The organism is Chloroflexota bacterium, from assembly GCA_023475225.1.
Taxonomy (GTDB): Bacteria; Chloroflexota; UBA6077; order FW602-bin22; family JAMCVK01; genus JAMCVK01.
In genome coordinates this window covers 41724-63484 of the sequence record JAMCVK010000048.1, presented here as the reverse complement: position 1 = coordinate 63484, position 21761 = coordinate 41724, and the positions used below count along the sequence as shown (strand labels likewise).

At 50.6% G+C, this 21761-nt stretch carries 19 protein-coding genes; 5 read left to right on the top strand and 14 right to left on the bottom strand.

Going from position 1 to position 21761, the window contains the following annotated elements:
* The first annotated feature begins 195 nt into the window (after positions 1-195).
* From M1136_12385 to M1136_12375, 3 genes are all read left to right on the top strand, one after another.
* Entirely contained in the window at positions 196-1266 is a 1071-nt protein-coding gene (locus M1136_12385) for a flippase-like domain-containing protein (protein MCL5076422.1), read from the top strand.
* 83 nt (positions 1267-1349) lie between these two features.
* Entirely contained in the window at positions 1350-2237 is an 888-nt protein-coding gene (locus M1136_12380) for a formylglycine-generating enzyme family protein (protein MCL5076421.1), read from the top strand.
* Positions 2238-2632: 395 nt separating this feature from the next.
* A complete protein-coding gene (locus M1136_12375) occupies positions 2633-4942 on the top strand; it encodes a tetratricopeptide repeat protein (GenBank protein ID MCL5076420.1) in 2310 nt (769 codons plus the stop codon).
* On the opposite strand, the gene M1136_12370 is transcribed toward M1136_12375, so the two are convergent.
* From M1136_12370 to M1136_12305, 14 genes are all read right to left on the bottom strand, one after another.
* On the bottom strand, positions 4935-5849 hold the full coding sequence (locus M1136_12370; protein MCL5076419.1) for an NAD-dependent epimerase/dehydratase family protein: 915 nt from the start codon (positions 5847-5849) through the stop codon (positions 4935-4937). The genes M1136_12375 and M1136_12370 overlap by 8 nt on opposite strands.
* Positions 5800-7146, bottom strand: coding sequence for a radical SAM protein (locus M1136_12365; protein ID MCL5076418.1), 1347 nt, complete (start codon positions 7144-7146; stop codon positions 5800-5802). Before M1136_12365 ends, M1136_12370 begins: the two co-directional genes overlap by 50 nt.
* 10 nt (positions 7147-7156) lie before the next feature.
* Positions 7157-7837, bottom strand: coding sequence for a glycosyltransferase family 2 protein (locus M1136_12360; protein ID MCL5076417.1), 681 nt, complete (start codon positions 7835-7837; stop codon positions 7157-7159).
* Between the two features lie 183 nt (positions 7838-8020).
* Entirely contained in the window at positions 8021-9328 is a 1308-nt protein-coding gene (locus M1136_12355) for a glycosyltransferase family 39 protein (GenBank protein MCL5076416.1), read from the bottom strand.
* Positions 9329-9545: 217 nt separating this feature from the next.
* Complete coding sequence (locus tag M1136_12350) at positions 9546-11051, bottom strand: hypothetical protein (protein MCL5076415.1); 1506 nt, start codon at positions 11049-11051, stop codon at positions 9546-9548.
* A gap of 13 nt (positions 11052-11064) precedes the next feature.
* Positions 11065-12234, bottom strand: a complete 1170-nt coding sequence (locus M1136_12345; protein ID MCL5076414.1) for a glycosyltransferase family 4 protein — start codon at positions 12232-12234, stop codon at positions 11065-11067.
* Between the two features lie 11 nt (positions 12235-12245).
* Positions 12246-13328, bottom strand: coding sequence for a glycosyltransferase family 4 protein (locus M1136_12340; GenBank protein MCL5076413.1), 1083 nt, complete (start codon positions 13326-13328; stop codon positions 12246-12248).
* Between the two features lie 18 nt (positions 13329-13346).
* Positions 13347-14459 carry a DegT/DnrJ/EryC1/StrS family aminotransferase gene (locus M1136_12335; GenBank protein MCL5076412.1) on the bottom strand — a complete coding sequence of 371 codons (1113 nt, stop codon included), beginning with the start codon at positions 14457-14459 and terminating at the stop codon, positions 13347-13349.
* A gap of 57 nt (positions 14460-14516) precedes the next feature.
* Positions 14517-15083 carry a methyltransferase domain-containing protein gene (locus tag M1136_12330; protein ID MCL5076411.1) on the bottom strand — a complete coding sequence of 189 codons (567 nt, stop codon included), beginning with the start codon at positions 15081-15083 and terminating at the stop codon, positions 14517-14519.
* 6 nt (positions 15084-15089) lie between these two features.
* Positions 15090-15878, bottom strand: a complete 789-nt coding sequence (locus M1136_12325) for a class I SAM-dependent methyltransferase (GenBank protein ID MCL5076410.1) — start codon at positions 15876-15878, stop codon at positions 15090-15092.
* 2 nt (positions 15879-15880) lie between these two features.
* Positions 15881-17494 (bottom strand): murein biosynthesis integral membrane protein MurJ, encoded by a 1614-nt coding sequence (murJ, locus tag M1136_12320; GenBank protein MCL5076409.1) that lies wholly within the window; start codon positions 17492-17494, stop codon positions 15881-15883.
* Entirely contained in the window at positions 17481-18431 is a 951-nt protein-coding gene (locus tag M1136_12315; GenBank protein ID MCL5076408.1) for a GDP-mannose 4,6-dehydratase, read from the bottom strand. The genes murJ and M1136_12315 overlap by 14 nt, the downstream gene beginning before the upstream one ends.
* Entirely contained in the window at positions 18428-19687 is a 1260-nt protein-coding gene (locus tag M1136_12310; protein ID MCL5076407.1) for a Wzz/FepE/Etk N-terminal domain-containing protein, read from the bottom strand. The genes M1136_12315 and M1136_12310 overlap by 4 nt, the downstream gene beginning before the upstream one ends.
* Positions 19688-20274: 587 nt before the next feature.
* Positions 20275-20571 carry a hypothetical protein gene (locus M1136_12305; protein MCL5076406.1) on the bottom strand — a complete coding sequence of 99 codons (297 nt, stop codon included), beginning with the start codon at positions 20569-20571 and terminating at the stop codon, positions 20275-20277.
* Between the two features lie 28 nt (positions 20572-20599).
* On the opposite strand from M1136_12305, the gene M1136_12300 reads away from it, so the two are divergent.
* Positions 20600-21151, top strand: coding sequence for an FxLYD domain-containing protein (locus tag M1136_12300; protein ID MCL5076405.1), 552 nt, complete (start codon positions 20600-20602; stop codon positions 21149-21151).
* A gap of 198 nt (positions 21152-21349) precedes the next feature.
* Complete coding sequence (gene speD / locus M1136_12295; protein MCL5076404.1) at positions 21350-21739, top strand: adenosylmethionine decarboxylase; 390 nt, start codon at positions 21350-21352, stop codon at positions 21737-21739.
* Positions 21740-21761: the final 22 nt, after the last annotated feature.

Sequence of the window (21761 nt, the reverse complement as noted above, 5' to 3'; positions counted from 1 at the left end):
CTACGAATGCAGCACTGCCGATCCCACCGTTGCCGCCCTGGGGGCCGAGCTACGGGCTTGGGAGAAGGCGTACAACACCATCCGGCCCCACCAGGCCCTGGGCTACCTCACGCCCAAGGAGTTCCTCAATGCCTGGAACCAACATCACGGCAGAAAGGAGGTGGTGTCACGGAGGTAGCGAACGAGTACAGGAGGTTGAGGCTTCGATCATTGTATGCTAGAATTCGCTCCAGTGCCATAACACTTGTGGGCGATCGCCCACTTATGGGGAGGGAATTGATCAGGAGATGGCAAATCTGGCTCGGGCTGGTATTGAGCCTATTCTTTCTCTGGTGGGCTTTCCAGCAGGCCACTAACATAGCGAAAGTTGGCGAGGCGATTCGCCAAGCCAATTATTTATATCTTGTTCCCGCCTTACTAGCCTATTTCGGCGGAGTTTATTTGCGGGCCATCCGCTGGCACTTTCTTCTAAAGCCCCTCAGAAGGATAGAGGCAAGGCGCCTATTTCCGATAATAGTTATGGGGTATATGGTAAACAACACACTGCCGGCCCGGCTAGGAGAGATTTTCCGAGCGTATATCCTGGGTGAGCGCCAAAGCATAAGCAAAAGCGCCACTTTTGCGACCATCATTATTGAGCGAGTTTTCGATAGTCTAACTATGGTTATTTTTGCCCTAACTGCATCCTTGTTCATGCCTTTTGAAATAGGATTACAGGAGGTCGTTCGCCCTGCGGCTTTATTTTGGGGTGGCTTTATTGTTCTTCTTTTGAGCATGGCCCTATCGTCACAATTGGCCTCGAAGATATCGGATCTCGCTCTGAAGGTGGCGCCTGGATGGCTACGACATCGGCTTATGAGATTCACCCATTCCTTCCTTCTCGGGTTTCAGGTGTTACATAGTGCCAGAATGTTATTTAGCGTGATTGTGTTATCTATCGTCATATGGCTTTGCGAAGCCTCGATGTATTACCTTGTAATGCTTGCCTTCAACCTCTTATTGCCATTGTATGCGCCCTTACTCACCATCGCGGTAGCTAGTCTTGGAACGATGATACCATCCTCTCCCGGCTACATAGGCACTTTTGATGCCCTAGTAGTATTCGCCTTAAAACTATTTGGAGCCGACCCAAATACAGCTTTGAGCTATACCGCTGTCCTACATGTGACGTTTCTCGTTCCGGTGACCCTACTCGGCTTCTATTACTTGTGGAGGCATGGCCTCTCGCTACAGGTAGTGGAAAGCGGGAAATTCGCTGAAGGATAATAGATTAGGGCGGCTGATGCTGCTCTTATGATGGATCTGATTTAATTTTCGCTCAAAATTCAGGCGAGGAGCTCGCTATAGCGATGATAACGAAATGGTTCATAATCTTAGCCTGCATCGTCCTTATGGCCTCAATAGGTTTTCATATTTGGGGCGATATTGTCTTGGGGCGTGATGGCACTTCGCTGAATTCGATAATTGTTGTGGGCTCTGCGAAGGCTCAGCCGGAGACCCCAAAGGGTTCTCTATCCTCGGACTTCGAACGTTTACCTCTAGAGGCGCTTGGCGCTCCCAACAGACAAAAGTACGCCGATATGGTTTACGTGCCTGCTGGCTACTTCGTCCTTGGTTCCAGCGACGGGGATGTAGACGAAACGCCTGTACAGGAGGTATATCTCGACGCCTTCTATATTGATAAATATGAGGTCACTGTAGGTGAGTTCAACAGATTCGTCGAGGCAGCCGGCTATAAAAGCGACGGGAATTGGTCGGTATATTTAAAACCAGGATACGAAGCCTACCCTGTCGTTAGGGTGAGTTGGCGCGATGCCAACACTTATGCTCAGTGGGCTGGCAAGCGATTACCTACGGAAGCCGAATGGGAGAAGGCAGCACGGGGAACGGATGGCAGAAAATATCCTTGGGGGAATATCTGGGATCCATCCAGGGTAAATTCTCTGGAAGGCGGGCTTATGTCCTTCACAAAGGTCGATGAGTATCCACGGGGAGTTAGCCCCTTTGGGGCCTATAATATGGTCGGGAATGTCCTGGAATGGACGAGTAGTCTCTATAAGCCCTATCCGTACAATCCTCAAGATGGCCGAGAGGATGCAACAGCTGAAGGTAAGCGGGTGCTGCGGGGAGGGTACTATGGGCTCCCCACATATTTTGTGCGCACAACTATCCGATACAAGCATGACCCTAATTATTTCGATGATTATACAGGCTTTCGTTGTGTGCGTGATCCCTAGAAGAACACATTACTGACTACTGGTGAACAAGGGGGGTTCCAAGGGGGCGCAGCCCCCTTTAGTAGGAGTCTTTCGGATGTGTCCCTACCAAGATTATATCAGCATGCAGTCAATGATCAGATTCCCCCTCTCCCGCCGGAGCGGGGGTAGTCCAGAAGGGGAGCATCCCTTCTGGGAGGGTTCTAGGGCTCCGCCCTAGCCTCTTTCCCCCTCTCCCACTCCGGTGGGAGAGGGGGGTCAGGGGGTGAGGGCGCCCTACAAAAAAGCACGCAGGGCTACCTTGAACCCCCAGCGGGCCTGCCCTCCGCAGGCGGGGGTTTGGGGGAGATATTCAACACTTTATATTTAGGAAATAGCTGCTTGCTCTATGGCCTCTAATTCTTTGGAGAATTAACTTGTCTTATCGAAGAAGTTCTGTCTTTCACACAACTATTTATGCGCTCATTCTCCTCACGATGTATGGTATTTATAAGGTGAGCGCTGCCTTCGCTTATTTGGCCGGTGATGAGGCCTCTCTGCTTTATAGCGCCAATCTGGTCGCTTTGGGGTTGACCCTGTTCAAGGATTTCCTCAGTAAATCGCCCTTACTTGAATATTCGTATGGACTTATTGCCTGGGTGAGTGGGGCAAATTGGTGGGCCCTGAGAACATTCAGCATCCTCATCTCGTTGGCCAGCGCCTTAGTAGTTTACCTGCTGGGAGTGGAGCTCCATAGCCGGAAGCTCGGCTTGGTGGCCCTTGGGCTCTATATCACTGCTCCAGTTGGCTTTATAATGCATGCGGATAGCAGTGAGTCTGTTTTTGCCACATTACTAGCCTCACTGGTGGCTTATACCTATTTACGCGGCCAGCGGCAAGGAAGTAGTCTTTTAAGTTTCGCCTCAGGCGCTCTGTTAGCTGTAGGATATCTGGCCAACGCTCCACTTTTCTTGTCTTATTTTGTTGCTCTCTTTGTCTTCACCATCATCGTAGACTTACATGATTTCGGTCGCGCTATCACGGCTGATCACCTATCCTTCCTTGCTATGGGGTTCATTGGCAGTCTGGCTCTATTTGCCGCCGCTATAATGGTCAAGTTTGGATTTGGGGCCGTAGTCTGGTATATCGGTTTAGGCTCATACTTTTTATGGCCAAAGGAGATAGGAGGTACTAATAGCCTCTGGTCACTCGGCATCATCAATCTTGGGAACCTTCACCTCTGGGTTTTGACCCTTCTCTTCCTTCTGGGGATAGGGAAGATAGCTGCTAGCCTGACTTTGAGAAAAAGGGATGTAACTGTTCTAGCTATCTGGCTTTTGGCGACGATCGCAGCAATCTCCATCGATGCTCTGCTTAGGGGGATCAAGATAGAAGATAGTTTTGTTTGGGTTGCACCTTTGAGTATTCTAGCTGCCTCGACCCTCTTGACCGCTGACGCCTTGATAGCAAGGGTTAGGGCGAATGTGGCCAGGATGCGGTTCGCTCTGCTTATCCTAACCCCAATCCTTTTTCTCTACGCACTTCCTATCGTCATCGTTGAAAGGGGCTATTCCTCGGGGCCCTTTGTCGGTAGAACGATCCCTCTTAAAGTGGCCGAAAAGGTAGCCGATTTTTTGAGCGTTTATGCTCAGCCCCCTGTTGAGCTGCTCGCTGCAGACCCGCAATGGGCGCTAGTATCCGGTCGGCGTCAACTCCTAAATCTCACTTACCCTTCTATCTATGCTGATGCAAACGAACGGGTTTATCGTGAGTTGGGCTACCTGCCCAGGAAGATACAAATCGTTGAACAACTGCGCCGTCGGAACGTTATTCTCGCCGATGATGGCCGCTTGCTCACTACCTTCCCCTTCCTTGATCCTATTGTGCGCTCTGAGTTTGAATTAATCACAGAAGTGGAGGGTGTAAAGCTTTATTCTTACTCTATCGACCATTACGCTCGCGGTAGGGAGTTACTAAAACAGGGTAGGCCTGGGGAGGCTCTGTCCGAGCTCCGGATTGCTCTAAAAAGGAATGCTGAGAAAGGCGAGATACATGGCTATCTTGGGGCTGCCTACGATATGCTAGGAATGGTGGATGAGGCCATCAAAGAATACAAAGAGTTCTTGGCCCAGCAGCCGGGCGAGAAGGCGGGTCGAGAGATCGAGTCCAGAGTAGAACTACTCGAAATGCCAAGACCACAACTACCCCTTCTTGGAGATCCCTACACCTTGGGTAAGAGGCTAAGGGGACAAAAGCTTTATGTGCAGGCTGTAGAGGAGTTCAAGAGGGCCCTCGAGGTTGACTCCAACAATGAGGGCATCCATGCCGATCTAGGGAGAGCTTACGAAGAGCTCGGAATGTACAAGGAGGCCATCGCTGAATATGAGGAGTTCCTGCGCTTAAGGCCGACTGGATCCTGGACTGAAGATGCCCGATCGCGCATCGAAGGGTGTAAGCGTCTTCTTGAAGATCCCTACACCGTAGGTAAGAGGCTAAGGGGATACAAGCTTTATGTGCAGGCTGTAGAGGAGTTCAAGAGGGCCCTCGAGGTTGACTCCAACAATGAGGGCATCCATGCCGATCTAGGGAGAGCTTACGAAGAGCTCGGAATGTACAAGGAGGCCATCGCTGAATATGAGGAGTTCCTGCGCTTAAGGCCGACTGGATCCTGGACTGAAGATGCCCGATCGCGCATCGAAGGGTGTAAGCGCAAGATGGCTGCTCAGGGTGGTAGCCCACCTAAGTAATCCGACCGTCTGCTGATCCCCATTTCGCAATCGTCTGCGCGATGCCCTCTGAGAGAGTAAGGGGATGATAACCAAAGTCAACAACGGCGGATCGAATGTCGGCCAATTTATCTCTATTAATTGTTAGCAGTTGTTCACCCAACAAGTTACGCTTTAAAGCGAAACGGTAAGCCTTATCTAAGATCTCGATGGCTGCCAGCGGAATGTGCAATTTTATCCTCTTCACCCTTAGGATGGCGCAAATTAGATCTACGAGCTGATTGAAAGTAACCACCGTTGGGCCAGCAATGTTGTAGACCTTCCCTACAGTTGCTTCGTTCTCCAGGACAGCCAGGATAGAGGCTACGATGTCCTTCACGTAGACTGGCTGCAACCTGTAGTTACCATCGCCGACGATGGGAATGATGGGATATTTCAGGCATAGGTCGATAAGTTTCCTGATATTCTTAGTATCATACTCACCGTAGACAAGAGATGGCCGCAGAACGGTGACTGGTAAAGGCGAGTGTAAAACTAGCCCTTCCGCCTCCAGCTTGGAGGCAGCATAGGCTGTCTTATCTTCTAAGAGCACATTAATGGTGCTAATATAAATAAATCTCTTTATACTACTGTGGAGACAAGCTCTAAGCAGATTCTGTGTTCCTTCCAGATTCACTCGTTTGAAGTGAGCGGGGTTGGGAGTACTAATAATTGCAGCCAGGTGTATGACTGTGTCCACACCTCCTAGCGAATCCTTATAGGAGTATGGTTCTTCGAGGGAGCCATAAATTAGCTCTGCACCTACCTGTTGGAGGAAGGTAACCTTACTGGATCTCCTAACCAAGCAGCGCACTTGCTGGTTCCGTAGGGTGAGCTCCTCAATCAGATGATGTCCGACGAATCCAGTGGCGCCTGTTACAAAAATCATAGGCTAATTCCTTAAGAAATTTTGCGATCCAACGCGGCCGATAATAGTAGCGCAAGAAGGCCTTCTCTTTAAGATTTAGAATCTCTTGTTTAGACAAATGCCAGTGACGAAAAACCAGTGTATAGGCGTTGAACTGTTCCCAATCCTCATCAACTATACGTTCCTTGACATCGTCGTAGAACTGTGTCCCCGGGTAGGGGGTACACACGGTGAATTGAGCAAAACTAGTATTCAGGCGAATGGCGTAGGCGATTGTCCTTTCGATGCTCTCGCGCGTTTGATCGGGCAAACCGAGAATATAAAAAGCCCCAATACGTATGCCCTTTCTTTCGCAATATCTGATAATCCTTTCCTGGTGGTCATGTCCTATTGGTTTTCTCTTAGCCTCCCGTAGTACCTCATCGTCGGCTGCCTCTATCCCCACGTTAATAGCTCGCAGTCCTGATTTATAGAGGTTGTCTATCATCCTCTCATCCAATAAGTTCAGATGTGTTTCACAGGCCCAGACGATAGCAGCGGCTTCCTTGATCCCTCTGGCTATCGCTTGGGCTCTTTCCTTATCGAGGGTAAACACGGGGTCTCGAAATAGCAAGCCCTTGATCTTATATTTTTCAACGAGGTATTTTACTTCCTTGACAACATTATCCACACTTCTATGTCGCCACCTTGTTCCCTCGTAGAGTGGGTAGGGACAATAGTATCGGCAAGAGAAGCTACATCCCCGACTAGACAAGATGGGTAGGAACGGCCTTTGATTCACCTGAGCATAGGTGTATTCCTGAACGGGGAAGACGCTCCAATCCGGAAACGGTAGACTATCAAGATCTTCGATCTGCTCACTAACGACCTCCCCGTTTGGCAGCCAACCCCCTGAAATGCGCCTGGCTGCTGCTTCTGGCTCACCCTTGATTACGAAATCGGCGTAATCCAGAAAAAGCTCTGGTTTCAGCGAGGAAAAGGGCCCGATGAACCCCACTTTGGCTTGAGTCAATTTCTTGATCTTCGCCGCCATAGCCCTTTCGGTCCTGTAGTCCACGATGGATGACGGGATGATGACCAGGTCCGCTTGAGGCACCCGATTGCGCACCACCTCGACTTCCCAGCCGGCATCACGGAAGATCGCTGCTAGGTAACCTAAGGATATTATGGGCAGATGGAAGGTTCTCCGTTTAGCAAACATTAGTAGCTTCGCTGCAAACGATACTCCATAGTTACTGGCTGTACCGAAACCCCCGGCCAAGTCTTTGTTCATCCGCTCCGGTCGTGCTGATTCTACTTCGAGTAGAGCTACCTTCATTTAAGATCTTTCACTCGATAAAGCGGAACTTAATGAGAGTCCAAAGCGCCTGCCAACCATCCTTCCAGGTGATTTTCTTGCCTTCAGCCACACTCCTAGCCCTGTAAGTGATGGGCACCTCAAAGATTCGGTGACCCCTTTTCAGTACCTTGGCCGTGACCTCTGGGCAGATATCAAAACGATTGGCCCTGATCCGGAAGCTTTTAATAACCTCTTTGTCGAAGACTTTATAGCAGGTCGCCTCATCCGATATTTTCGCCCCATATAGCAGGAGAACGGCCAGCGCGAGGATCTTGTTGGCCAACCAATTAGCGAAGCGCATCCCTTCGATTCTCCCCTTGAATCTAGACCCATATACAACTGAGGCCTCGCCTTGGACTATCGGTCGTACCAATTTCGGATATTCTATGGGATCGTATTCTAGGTCTGCATCTTGTAGGATAACTATGTCGCCTGTTACGTAGCCCAAACCCTCTCTGATGGCTGCCCCTTTACCGCCATTTTTCTCACACAGGTGGATCGTGATATCTTCGTATCCTTTATAGTTTTCGAGCACGGCGCGTGTTCCGTCAGTGGAACCGTCATCCACGACGATGATCTCTTTGGGTATATCTATGGCTCTGACCCTTTCGATGACCTCACCTATGTGCTTGGCTTCATTATAAACGGGGATGATCACAGATACTTTCATCGTAACAGCCTCCGGTTTCATATTTTGGCCCATAGGAGATCCATCCAAGGTTATGATAGACATTAGGTAGGTATTAAATTAGCTACGGTTTGCTTACTGTACGAACCTTCTCTTATAACTTAGTTGCTGCTTGGAAGGCACGAAGGTCTGAGTCGTAACTAGCTAATTAGCTCAAGTTATCCATTAAGTTCTATGAGCAACCTCAAGATGATGGATATTACGCATCTGGCTCCAGGCTGTTACAAGAAAGTAACTGGCAGTCAGCATAAAAACCGGAACTATGGGTAATCTATAGCGTGGGACTCCCTGAGAGATGATCAGGGAAGCCGCCTGCGAAAGAACTATTGCGTACAGGAGGGCTCTCTCACGGAGATTGGCGGTTGGATGGGTGGCCATGCCAAGTAATCCCAGAATCAAGATCGTGTACCAGAAATAGGGGTCTTGCCTTGTCCGTAATATGAAGGGCTCGTCCCTCGGACCTGGGTTTTTTACAGGATCACCGAGGTATGTAGAGTAATCAAGGAACATATTATTGAACCGCTCCAATAAGATTTGGGGCAGCTCTTGGGGGTGACGCCGGAGGTAGAATTCGGTCAGGGTGTAAAAGAGGCGATCCTCACTTGCCTCAGACAGGCCCAAGTTTCTTATCTCCCCTTTTGTCTGAAGCACAGCTGTATCTCGCAATCCCGGCAATGAGACAACACCAGCCCAGACGCCATACCCTCCGTGCGTATCAGTAGCTACGAAGACACCGTGAATCTGATAGCTCTTTACGACTGTGGGAGGGAGATACACAAGGGCTACAGCCAAGGTCAACCAAAAGGAATTAATAATCCATTTCTTGAGCTGTCTTTGGGAGAAGGCTAGCCAAAGGAGGAGCAGGGGAAGGAGAAGGAGGAGGACCCCTCGCGTGATGGCTAGATAGCCAAAGAGCATGCCCAGGCTAAAAGCCTGGGCTAGGTTAAGGTTCCTTCCCCATCGGAGGGCCAACAGCGTGAGGGCATAAAGCAGGAAAAGGAAAAGGGGCTCTGACTGAAGGTGGGACGGCATCTGTATGAAAGGCGAGTAGATAGCGAAAAGTAGGGCGGCGATCAGGCCGGTGCTCCGGCCGAAGACCCTGTCGCCAATTAGAAAAATGAGGAGGCAGGTGACTGCATCCAGGACGGACTGGAAGGGTTTGGCGATGCCTACACTATAACCAAAGAGCGTATAAATTGCGGCTAGGAAGTAGATATAGCCCGGGGGACCATAAGTGAATGGGCCGAGGGGATGATTCTGGTACATTCCCCAATCAGTTATCATCCCTCTGCCTTGCTGCATCTCCACGGCAAATTTGCGGTACCAGTCATCATCGCCCGGATAAGCTACATTGTAGTTATAAATAGCGAAGGCTAGCCTCGGTAATAAAGCGATAAGGAAGATAAGGATGGAGAGAATCAACCCGTCGTGTTTTTTGTAGATATCAGCCGCCCGCTGCACCCACCGTATCATTCGTCTCCTTGGGTTGCTTCCCTTGATCGGATGGCCAGGCCTGAATTATGGGGAGCCTAGTGTACCCGATGGGATACATATATACATATTAATCTAATGACCCATGGGCATAGCTAACGACTAGTCTGCCCCATCGTGGGCTTGCAACGATTATATTCAAACGCCTTAATCCGGTCAAGCCTGGTGGTCCACTGGCAGAAATAATTGCAGAGCGTCTTCACTGAGAGGGTGGAGAATTTGAGTTATCGCCAGGTCTGGCGCTTCCCTTGTTGACTTCCCCCCTCGATCCCAGCCGATCCGCCCGAGAGAGAGTACCCAGCAGTAGCCAGAGATAGGCCTGGACGGGGCGCAAAGGAAGGACCGTCGTGGCTACGGCATTGGCGATCAGAATACCGATGATGATTGAGTACATAGCGATGGTCGCCCGGCGGGGAAAACCGGGGGGAACCTGCCTGATTCGTTGCCAACCAACCCTTAGAAAACGCCAGATGAACCAGAGGAACAGGGTTAAGCCGACCAAGCCCAGCTCGTAGGATATATCGATCAGACCGATATGTGACACTTGCTGGAATTGCACAGCTCCTGTCCGCCAGGCAGCCCACATCATTCCCGTGCCATTTCCTGCTATCTTGTAGTATGAAGGATCTTGCAAGAATCCCCGAATAGTGTTAATCCGGGCGGCGTAGGTGCCCGTCGTAAGAGCCCGTTCCATAAAGGGGTTCTGGGCCAGGGGAAGACGACTGATGACCTGGGTGATCACTAAGAAACTGATGATCAGACTGAACGCCAGAAGTCCAGTGTAAAGCAATCGTCTTCGCCTCTCTTGGAGCAGGAGAAATGAGCTCGTCGCTCCCACCAGGAAGGTCAGCCAGGAGGCGCGGGAGAGCGTTCGAAGGAGAGCGCCAACGATGTAGGTGAGTATGAGGCCTCCGGATGGTTTATTCACGGGGAGCATGGCTATGGTGAAGATGCCGGCGAAACTGAGATAAAAACCGAATTGTTCGTGACTGGCGAAGGTGGAGAAGATACGGGCGATGCCATAGAGGGCTATTGTCCCCGGCGCAGCCAGCTCGGTGAGGCCGCTGGCCAGCCACTCTCTTTCAAACCAGGCGAATCCAAATAGGGCTTGATAGAAGCCGTAGGTGGCAGCTATAAGAGCACAGGCTATGGTTAGCTTGAAGACCCTCGCCAGGTCAGCCCAGGTGCGCATGATGATAGCTGCAGCGAAGTAAAGGAGAATATAAATTTCGAACAGCTTGAATCCAATGAGCCCAACTATGATGGAACCGGCTGGGTTAAATATATCTATGATCGACCAGAGGAAAAAAAGTAAAATGGGTAAATCCAGGTACCCCAAACGATAGCTGATACTCCTTCTCAGCAAAAGGTTATAAGCCAGGTTGATCACTAGCCCAATGAGGATAAGGTCGGGAAGCAGCAAGATCCATTGATATTCCAGTCCAGTAGCGCCCGGGACGAGGAATAACAATCGTTTGGCCAGATCGACAAATGGCACAAATAAAAGAAAGAGGACCAGCCCCTTTCGAGCATTGGTCAGGGCGATGCCTACCATAAAGAGCACCAGGGCGGTCACCAACACCAACCAGGGGTTGAATTCTAAATAAACGAAAAGGCCCAGGGCGGCCACAGCCGCTAAGATGATAAATAACTGTTGAGGCGATAGCAGTTTATAGGGACTATTGTTCGTTTGGGAAATGTTCAACTTAATCTTCCCCTCAGTTTCCTTCGGACAGTGAGGCGTAGAGCTCCTCAATCTGGGAGACTGTTTTATCCAGTGTAAACATCTCCTCTAAGCGCCTTCGCGCCCCAGCCCTCAGGCTGTACTGGAGGGCCTTGTCTGTTAAAATTCTCTCTATGGCCCTGGCTAACTGTTCTGCACTATCGGTGGGAACCAGGATTCCAGATCGTTCGTGCTCTATCTGCTCCAGAGTCCCCCCCACATTGGTGGCTACGATAGCTTTGCGCATGGCCATGGCCTCCAGAACGACCCCTCCAAAGGGTTCGCCGAGGATGGAGGGGAGAACGAAGACATCGGCCCGGGCAAGTACCGGGCGGGTATCAGCGATGAATCCAGTGAAAATCACCTGCTTTTCGAGGCCAAGCTCTTTGACTAGGCGCTGCAGATTTTCCAGATAGGCTTCATTGCCCGGAAAGCAATCGCCCACGATCATGAACTTAGCCCTGGGAATTCTATCCTTGAGCAGAGCACAAGCTTTCAAGAAGAAGTCATGTCCCTTCCAGGAGCTGATGCGGCCTATAGCTACCACCAGCTTTTCCTCAGGGTCAAGTCCAAAGCGATTTTGGAAGTCAATCACGGCTTCCTGAGGTAAATTGTCGTACGTCCTTAGGTCCAGTCCATTATAAATCAGGCGAACATCATCGTTCGCCTTCGATCCGAACTGATCCCGCACAGCCTTGGAGACGCAGATGATCCTTTGTGAGGTCCAAAGTGCCAGAGGAGCAAAAAAGGACCATAGGAGTGGATATTCGGCGTAGATTTCCCGCAGGTGCCAAACGTGGGGTCGTCTCATCAGTTTTGCCGCCAGGGCGCCGGAGAGCACCACCCCATTGTTGCTGTGGACGATGTCGATGCGTCTTTGTCTGATAAGATTAGCCAGCTGGACAACGGAGATGATGATGGAGAAGAGAAAAGGCACCACTCGCCAGCTGTGGAAGAGGCGCCGCCGAATGACGCTCAATGATGGCTGTACGACCACACCGATATCGTTCGATTCCAGCTCTTTTCTGAGGGGTCCTTCGCCTGGTAAAACGACGATAGGCTCATAGCGTTGGCGGTTGAGGACGGAAAGCAGGCGCAACAAGGAGCGGCTGGCTCCGTATAAGTCTGCAGTAGCGTTTACGTATAGGATCTTGGTTCTACCCATCGCTCTCCTCGCTAATAGCGAGCGGCCGTGGCTCTGATCGTCTCTAGGAATTGTGGGGCACTGGCCCTCAGGGAATAGTGCTCCTCTACCAATCGTCTCCCGACCATGCCCATCTGGTGCCTGAGCTCCCCGTTTTCAATCAGGAGGCTTAGCTTCTCGACCCATTCCTCAGGCGAATCGGCTAGAAAGCCAGTCGTCCCTTCCTGAATCAGCTCACAGTTGATGCCTACCGGTGAGGCTACGCTGGGGATACCAATGGCCATGTATTGTAGTAGCTTATAACCACCCTTGCCTCGTGACCACTCATCATCGGGTAAGGGCATCAATCCTATATCGAAGCGTTGCAGGTCTTGCACCTCACCTTCTGATCGCCACGGCTTGATAAGGAGTGGAACACCGGCCAGGCCGACGGGGCCTGCTCCTACCAGTTCGATGGAAAGGTCCTTGTAGCGTCGACAAAGCTGGCGGAAGACAGCGTACAACGGTTCCAGGTAGACGGTGTTGGGTGGACTGCCGACCCAGCCGATGACTAACTGGGCTGATCCCTTGTCTTGCCTCGGTCGATAGTATTCCGTATCGATTGGCCCAGTGATCATCACTATATTCCGGTTATATTGGGAGGCGAATTCAGCGGTGTATCTGTTCTCCAGGATCACATATCGGCTCATTTTCAGAGAGCGTGCCAGTCTTTCTACCGCTCGTGCGGTAGAACGAAGACCGATGAGTGTTGGGTGGCTGGCGTAGATGGCATCGTCAAAATCGAAGATAATTTTGCCATTTAGGCGCTGTACCATCTTTTGTAAACCTATAGGCAGGAGCACTTTTTGGATGAAAAGTACATCGAAGTGTGACGCCAAAGCCAAGAAGAGAAGCACCCTTAGCACTCTTCCCAGTTTATGACGTAGCGCAGTGAAGTCCAGCGGAGATTTCTCAATCTGGGGGAAGAGCATCGCCCTTTGGCACTCCTCTTCCGAGAGGAGGGGGATCACCTTATAGCCGATGCCCTCTTGCTCCAAATAGGGCAGATATTGATAAACCCTAGTTCGACTACTGGCTACGATTTTGGTGCCGTATGTAAGAAAGAGAACCTTCATCGGTCGGACTTCACTCTGTTATGGCTTGAAACTGCGCACGGCGGTTATGATTCTATCGCTGTCTGAGGCGGTAAGGTCAGGATAGAGAGGCAAGGTGACCAGCTTGGTCCAGACCCTCTCGGTCAGCGGAACATCGGCTGAATACTGTTTGTACATTGCGTAGTGGTGATTCGGTATATAATGCACGCTGCTGGCAATGCCTGCCTCCTGAAGATGGGCCATGAACCTATCTCGTTTTTCGACCTTCACGACATAGTTGTGACAGGCGCTCTTAGCCCACTCCTTTTCTACAGGGGTTTGCAACCAATCAAGATCGGCGAAGGCCTCACTGTATTGCTTCACTATCTGACGCCGTCTGGCGTTGCTCTGCGCCAATTTGCGCAATTGAATAATGCCGATAGCGGCGGCTATATCGCTCATATGGTTCTTAAAACCGACCTCCTCCACCTCATAGTACCAGGAATACCTCTCGCCTGTCTCTGAACGTTTCCAAGTATCCTTAGTGATGCCCATCCAGCGGAGCTTCAACAGGCGCTTGGCCTCCTCCTCGGAATTGGTGGTGATCATACCACCTTCGCCAGTAGTGAGGTTTTTCACTGCGTGGAAACTGAAGCAGCCCAGGTTGCCGAGCGTGCCTGCCTTCCGTCCCTTATATTCTGATCCGCAGGCATGTGCCGCATCCTCGATGACCGTTATCCCTCTGGCCCGAGCTATCTCCATTATAGGATCCATATCACAAGGGTGACCACCGTAGTGTACTACCATGATCGCCCGTGTCTTAGCCGTTATTTTGCGCTCGATGTCCGCTGGGCTTACACAAAGGGTATCCTCCTCAATATCAGCGAAGACTGGTGTGGCTCCCACATAAAGTATAACGTGATTCGTCGAGATGAAGGTCAAGGAAGGACTGATGACCTCATCGCCGGGACCCAGGTTAGAAATGACAACGGACATATGCAGGGCGGCGGTGGCTGAGTTAAAGCCAACAGCGTATTTGGTGCCGATGTAGTTGGCGAACTGTTGTTCAAACTCTTTCGTTTTCGGTCCCAGCCCAATCCAGCCTGAGGCCAGCACCTCTCGAAGGGCTTCCAACTCCTCTTCGTCAACAGAAGGCTTGAATACTGGTATCATCGTCTCCCCCTCAATTTATTGGTATTATTGGTATGTGTTCTGGGGATACCCCTCGGACTATATTTTCACTACTCTGAGCTCTAGGCGCATAGAATGGACGACATTCCATAGATAGCGTCGGAAGAGCCACATAAAGGGCAACCGGCCTGAGAAAGGGCGCCTGTAATTATAGGTGATCTTGACCACTTCGAAATTTGTGTTGATCCCATAGTCGGAGCCGTACCACCTATCCGTCGTGAAATAACGGATCGTCTCCTCGGTGAAGAACTGGACGTGGGTTGGATCTTTGAAGGCACCGATGGAGGCATAATAGGGAACAATGATCTCCACGATGGCATTGTGCCGGCAGACTCGGTAGACTTCCTGAAACAGGAAGATGAGATTCCGCACATGCTCGAAAAGGAACTCAGAATAGATATAGTCGACACAATTGTCCTCGAAAGGTAAGCCATTTTCTACATCCCAAACGATGTCTATCCCAGGCAGAGAGTGCTTATCCACACCGATATGTCCGGGTCTCTTACGGTTCCCACAACCCAAATCGATACGGATCTCCTGGCTATCGCGGCCCAAGAGGGCCCGCAACTCTTTGATACCTAAGCGAATCTTACTCTCCTCAGTCATATTTGGCTATCTCTTTCTGGCAGCTACAATAAGCACTGGCCCGTATTCTCGTGTGGGGTTCCAGGTACCCAGGAATCTATTTAGCCAGACGGCAAGGCGGAGTATCAGGGGCGCCAATCCTTTTATTTTGATCTTGGCTGCCACATTCACCAGCCGTGTCGGAAGGCCAAAGAAGGTTGAACTATAGAACAGCAAATCTAGGCCGGTGATGCTCAATTTCTCGGATAAATCCCTGATCCGATAGCTAGTTGTTCGATAATATTGATCTCGAACCTGTGGCGAAGGCTTCCGGCGAATTAATGTTTTGATTATCCCTCTTATAGCTTGGGGCAGTATTTCTCTGGTCCTTTGGTGGCAGGTGAATACGAATTCGCCCCCAGGTCGCAGGAGGCGGAAAACCTCCCTGAGAAAGGGGAGTGGGTCATCAATGTATTCGAACATTCCTAAGGAAAGGACTAAGTCAAAGGCGTCGTTGTTGAAGGTTGTCTGTGAAGCATCCATAACATAAAACTGAACGTTTTGTTCGCCCCTGACCTTTGAGTTAGCGATCCTGATCATTTCTGCAGAGATGTCGATGCCGATAACCGTCTTGGCCCGCTCAGCGACGGCCAGAGCGAATCTCCCTCCCCCTGTACCTAAATCAAGGATGTCTTTGCCGCACACGTCAACCAGCTCGTGAACCAGGTTCTCCTCGAATTCCTTATAGTACCAACCACCGAAGCCACAATATCTCTGTTCAAATTGCGCCGCGGTCTCGTTATACCAGCGCCTGACACCATTTGCAGCGTGGCCCAAACTCAAATTGGCCTCTTCAAGACTCGCAGCCGTTCGCTAACCAGCTGCTGAACATAGCGACATTCTTCCAGCTTAAACACATAGAAGGCAAGAAAGGTGTAGGCGAGCGTAGCCAGCAAAGCAGAGGACATTATTTTCAGAGCTAAATAACCATTAAATAGGTTTAAGACGGTTACTCCCATATGGGCAACCAGCCCAGCCACAGCAGCTGCCAGCAGGATGGGCAGGGAAAATTGAACGATCCTTTGTCCCTCGATGCCGCTCAAGCGGCGCCGCAATACTATTAAGTTAATCAGGATGCTTACCAGGTATACTATTGAGTAGGCTAGAGCCAATCCCAGGTAAGATAGGAATTGAACTAAGGTCACACAGAGCACCACGTATAAGATCATCTCTAGTATTCCCAGGATAGCTGCGGTCAGCGTATCCTGTAGAACGTAATAACCTTGGCCTAAAACCATGCCTATAGTTCCAGCAAAGAGGGCTCCGGAGTAGAAAAGCATGATCATAGCCATCGCCTCTGTGGCTTGGTGATCGAAGGCACCCCTTTCGAAGAGGAGCTGGATGGTAGGTGCCATCAGTGGAATCAAGACGATAGTAACTGGGGCAGCGATGAGGATGGATACTCTCACTCCCAAGGAGAGGATATGGCGCAGCCTTTCCAGGTCTTTCTTAGCGGCATATTGAGACATTAAAGGTACGATCGATAGTGAGAGTCCACTGCCAGTGATGATGAGCAGTACAGTGAGGAATCGGTGAGCGTAACCCAGATAGGAGATGCTTCCTTCTGGTAAACTAGAGGCCAGGAAACGATCAACCAGGGTAGTGGCCCGGTAGAAAGCTGCCGCAGCCACCAATGGCGCCATCAAGCGCACGATCTGGCTGACGCCGGGGTGCCTAAGATCAAATCTAGCTGGAAATCCATGCTCCTTTATAAGTTTTGGTGCCAAGAACAAGCACTGCACTATCGCCCCAGCAGGAGTTCCCAGGGCTACGCTGGAGATACCGAGACGACCGGCCAGCGCGATCACGACAACGAGCAGAGTGAGGCTGTTTGACACTAGCGCTATAGAGGGAAGAGCAAAGCGCTGTTCTGAGTAGTAGACGCTGGCTAGTAATGCTCCCAGTCCACTGAAGATGATACCTGGAAAGAGGATACGGGCCAGAAGGATCGCTAATTCCTGCCGCTCCCTATCGAATCCGGGCGCAGTTATGGTGATTAACCAGGGTGTCAATACCATTCCGATCATAGTTATGGCGGTAAGGGCTAGAAGGAGCAGGCTAGTGAAATTGCAGGCAATAGACCAGGCTTCCTTTCGGCTACTCTTGGTCTCGTATTCCACAAATACCGGTATGAAGGTGAGATTTAAGGAACCAATCAATACAGTAATGACCAACTGTGGTAGTGTCGTCGCAGCTAGATAGGCGTCCATCTCCGCGCTTGTGCCGAATTTGGCCGCCAGAACAACCTGGATGATAAAGCTAACGATGATATTTAGAAATGAAAAGAATGTTATAGCCAGGGTAGAACCGAATAGCCGTTGGCCGGTAGCCAGCTCCTGCCTTTGGATAACGATGTCCTCTTGAGCAATATCTGACGAACTACTTATAGTCATAGTACCAGCGTATGAAGGACCTTATCCCCTCCTCGATCGGGGTTCTGGGATTATAACCCAGTAGCCTTTGCGACTTGGATATATCGGCAAAGGTTATGGGCACATCCCCTGCCTGTTCGGGTAGCTCTGCGATTATCGCTCTCTTACCTAGATTTTCTTCGATCAGGTGGATTAGATATCTTAATTCTACCGGGTGTGAATTGCCGAGATTGAATATATCGAATTGGGTCTCATAGTTCATGGCCTTTGCGACACCATCAATAACATCATCAATGTAGGTGTAGTCTCGCTTGGAGCTTCCATCGCCGAACATGGGCACCTCTTTGCCCTGGTCGATCAGCCTCGTAAACTTATGGATGGCCAAGTCTGGCCGTTGTCGTGGGCCATACACGGTGAAGAAGCGCAAGATGATGATGGGTAGATGGTGAAGGTGGTGGTAGGTGTGGCAGAGAAGCTCTGCGGAGGCTTTTGACACGGCATAGGGAGAGATCGGGGACGAGACATTGTCCGTTTCGCTGAAGGGGACCTTCTGATTGAGGCCATATACCGAGGAAGAAGAGCCGTAGATGAATTTTGGGATGTCGCTATCTACGCTACATTGCAGGAGGTTCAGGGTGCCTCTTACATTGACATCCAGATACAAATGGGGATCTTGCAAGGATGGCCTGACACCTGCTCGGGCAGCCAGATGTACGACTATCCAAAACTTGTATCTCTGGAAAAGCTCCGTGAGCAGAACTGTATCTCGGATATCACCCTTGACGAATTCGAAGGAGGGCTTGGCGAGGAAGGGAGCAATGTTGGCTCGCTTGATGTTGGGATCGTAATAATCATTTAAATCGTCCAGGCAGACGACGTAAAAATCGTGTTCCAGGAGTCTTTCGACCAGGTGTGAACCGATAAACCCGGCCCCACCTGTGACGAGAATGGTTTTCATTCAATCTCTGCTGGCAATCGCTGAGCTGGATGTAATACCTTCTGTGGCCGGGCAAAATATTCTAAGGCGTAGGTGCCAAGCACTCCAACCAGGAGACCGAAGAGCGCACCGAAGGCAATATTTTGGACCTTCCTTGGTCCGGATGGGGCAATTGGCACTTCTGCGGGGCTGACTATTTGCACTTCGGTATTTGTGGCGCTGGCCGCGATTCTGGTCTCATCAGCTTTGCGCACTAGCGTCAGGTAGGTCTCCCTGGCACTGTCTCTCGTTCGCTCGAGGCGATCCAGTTGGATTTTCAGGTCGGATAGCTGTTTTTGGAGATCAGCGACCTCCTTGGCTACAGCGGCTATAGATTCATCCGTAGCCTTTTCTTTGGCCTCCAAGGTAGCTATGATGGTATCAAGGCTGGATTTCTTCTCAAAGCCGGGGCCGATGAGGAGCTGCACGCGGGAAGAGATTAAGCCTGTCTGGAGAACCTCCAGGGTCATTCCAGAGCCATCAGTGTCGAGCCCCTTCGCTTTTAATTCTCTGGCTCGCTCAAGTACAGTATGTAAATCGTCCCTTATGCTTTGGTAGGTGGCCAGCGTAGCGATCTTGGCCTCCAGTCGCCTTCCAATCACCCCCATGCGCTCAGGAGAGGCATAGGGTATGGATTCCCCAGCGATTACCGGACCAGAGGGTCCCAACAGTCCCACCCCCGTCTTTTCCTGGAAGTTCCTTAGGTTATCCTCTGCTACCTTCAAATCCTGCTCGGCCTTGGCTAACTGGTTGGATAGATTTGCCTCTGTCTCAGGGCTGAGGGCGAACAGCTCATTTATTTGCTTAACATAATTAATGACCCAGGTATTAGCTATCTTAGCGGCTGCACGTGGCTCGCTCCAGTCAGCGCTAACCTCAAGGACCCAGGGGTCATCCTTCTGTTTTAGGTGAATCTTCGCCATCAACTCCCCGGGCCTAAGCCCCGGGACGATGGGGCCAAGCTGCTGAAGCACGCGCTTTTCCAGGTCAGGGTTTCTCAAGAGAGCGTAATACGTCTCGTAAGGAGCCGTCTCTACCACGGTCTGAAAGCGCGGGTCGAATTGCAGTCGATAGCGTGGTTTAGTGATGACGATGGTAGCTGTTCCAGTGTAAATCGGAGGGAGAAGGAAGCTTACCAGAGTGGCGATCAAAGCGCAGACCAACATAGTCATACCTATAAAACGGATATGCTTTATGAGGGGTTTCAAGTACTCACGTAGGTCAATTTCGAATTCCAATGGCCACCTCTTCAAGAACTATGTTTTACATCTTGGGCAATAAGGAGTAAGTCTGTGTTTGTCTTAGCAGATGAAGGCTACAAACTCATAGCCGTAACTATGCTCTTTCTAGAGGAATTTCAGGATTATCCCTGAACGAAGGATTGGCTGTAATTTAGCACAGGCTAGAGGACTTGTCAAGCAACCAGCCAGCCAAGGTGGAATGGATAGTGATAGAGGTGTTAGACGCCTCACATCGTTTTTGGAGTATTGGATATTTCCAGAGGATGTGTTATTCTTATGAACAGGAAGAGTCCCCTTGAAGTCCACTTTATCTTAAAGATAGTAAGCCAGCCTTAGAAAGAAAAGGATAGCTACCCTTCGAGCATGGCCCTGATGCACTCGCTATGTAGTTGCACATCAGGGCCGGGCCCCGTGTTCCAAAATCTAGTGCCAGACCATTGAGGGTAGAGGAATATGGCCTCGTGGGTGCCATTCCGCATCCTTGCGGTAGGGGCGTGGTCGGCTGTGGTAGTCCTGGTTTGGTTAAATGTTCTTAGTGATAGCTCCCTTATTCTAACAGTAGACGCCCAAGGTCATCACTACGCTTATGTACCCCTGTTGATCATGGGAACCGGTTGGAACCAAATACCGAATGATCCTGTACTCAGCCCAACACCCACCGCCTCACCGATAGCCACTTCAATTCCGCCCATTGCGACATTCACCCCAACGCCGACCTCAACTCCCATCTCTAGCCCAGAACCAACAGCGATGCCGACGGCTGTGCTCACAGCCACCTCGATGCCCCCGCTGACATTCACTCCCACGCTGATCACAGCCACCCCGACCCCCTCAGCGACATCGACCCCGATTCCAACTCCCACCCCAACAGCTACTGGCACACCTACTCCGAGGCCAGAGAGCGTTTATGTGCTGAGCAGCAGCGCCTTTGATGGTAACGATGGCCACCTGTATATTGCTGGTGAGACCTACAATAATAGCCGTGAAAATGTTAAGTCGGTGAAGATTACAGCTCGCTGTTACGACGCGGCGGGACAGCTATTAGCCGAGGGATCCGCTTCTGGCTATATATTGATCCAGTCGCCAGGCCAAAATTCTCCCTTCAAAATCGCTTTAGACTATCCGGTTGGCTGGGCCACTTATGAGCTATCCGTCTCCTTTCTATCCACGCGAGATGTTCCCCCCTCAGGATTAAACATCGTGGCGCAGAGCACTGGCTTTGATGCCGATGGAGATTATCGTATCAGCGGGGAGATAACCAACAACTCCAAGTCGGCGGTCTCCAATGTCGCTGCTGTAGCGACGATTTATGATGCGGCGGGGCGGGTTCTCAATTGTGGCTATAGCCCATCAATTCCCACAAGGCTGTTACCTGGTAGGAAAGGATCATTCACCATCATCACTTCGGGCAATTTAGCTGACTTCGCTGGATACTCTCTGCAGGTCTCCGCCTCGTTCTGAGAGTCGAGATGTGGTTGGGACAATCCACTGAGGATCTGGCGAATTTTCAGCCGCCAAACTATCTTGACATGCTATCAAAAGTTGCTATTATATGGCCGGCAATATCTAAGACCACAAACAGGCGTTACGTTGGGTGGTGAGAATAGGTCCAAGGCAAGTAAGTCCTTGGCGACCAAATCTTGAAACAGGGCCGCAATAGTGAAAGTATTAGGAAGGCATCTCCTCATTGAGCTTCACGGCTGTGAACCTGGCATCTTGAATGACGTTAAGTCTATCGAAGACATCATGGTGGAAGCAGTATCACTGATTAAGGCAACCATCATTGATGTCTTTTCTCATCGGTTTCAGCCATACGGTGTATCTGTTATGGTGATGATTGCTGAGTCCCATTTGTCGATCCATACCTGGCCTGAATTCAGCTATGCAGCGGTAGACGTCTTTACCTGCGCCGATGATGAGATTCCAGAAGAAGTAACCGCCTATTTTGCGAGCGTGCTGAAGGCTACAGATTTTAATGCTCTAGAAGTGAAAAGGGGTGTCCTTGATCCAGATAAACGAAGAGTCTATCGTGTGCTGGAATCGGTCTAGGTTGAGATCGTCTTCGACGAAG

Coding starts and splice junctions, on each gene's coding strand:
- M1136_12330 (MCL5076411.1), bottom strand. CDS start 15,083: ATGACTGAGGAGAGTAAGATTCGCTTAGGTATCAAAGAGTTGCGGGCC.
- M1136_12355 (MCL5076416.1), bottom strand. CDS start 9,328: ATGATACGGTGGGTGCAGCGGGCGGCTGATATCTACAAAAAACACGAC.
- M1136_12365 (MCL5076418.1), bottom strand. CDS start 7,146: ATGAAGGTAGCTCTACTCGAAGTAGAATCAGCACGACCGGAGCGGATG.
- M1136_12345 (MCL5076414.1), bottom strand. CDS start 12,234: ATGGGTAGAACCAAGATCCTATACGTAAACGCTACTGCAGACTTATAC.
- M1136_12370 (MCL5076419.1), bottom strand. CDS start 5,849: ATGATTTTTGTAACAGGCGCCACTGGATTCGTCGGACATCATCTGATT.
- M1136_12340 (MCL5076413.1), bottom strand. CDS start 13,328: ATGAAGGTTCTCTTTCTTACATACGGCACCAAAATCGTAGCCAGTAGT.
- M1136_12335 (MCL5076412.1), bottom strand. CDS start 14,459: ATGATACCAGTATTCAAGCCTTCTGTTGACGAAGAGGAGTTGGAAGCC.
- M1136_12315 (MCL5076408.1), bottom strand. CDS start 18,431: ATGAAAACCATTCTCGTCACAGGTGGGGCCGGGTTTATCGGTTCACAC.
- M1136_12380 (MCL5076421.1), top strand. CDS start 1,350: ATGATAACGAAATGGTTCATAATCTTAGCCTGCATCGTCCTTATGGCC.
- M1136_12360 (MCL5076417.1), bottom strand. CDS start 7,837: ATGAAAGTATCTGTGATCATCCCCGTTTATAATGAAGCCAAGCACATA.
- murJ (MCL5076409.1), bottom strand. CDS start 17,494: ATGACTATAAGTAGTTCGTCAGATATTGCTCAAGAGGACATCGTTATC.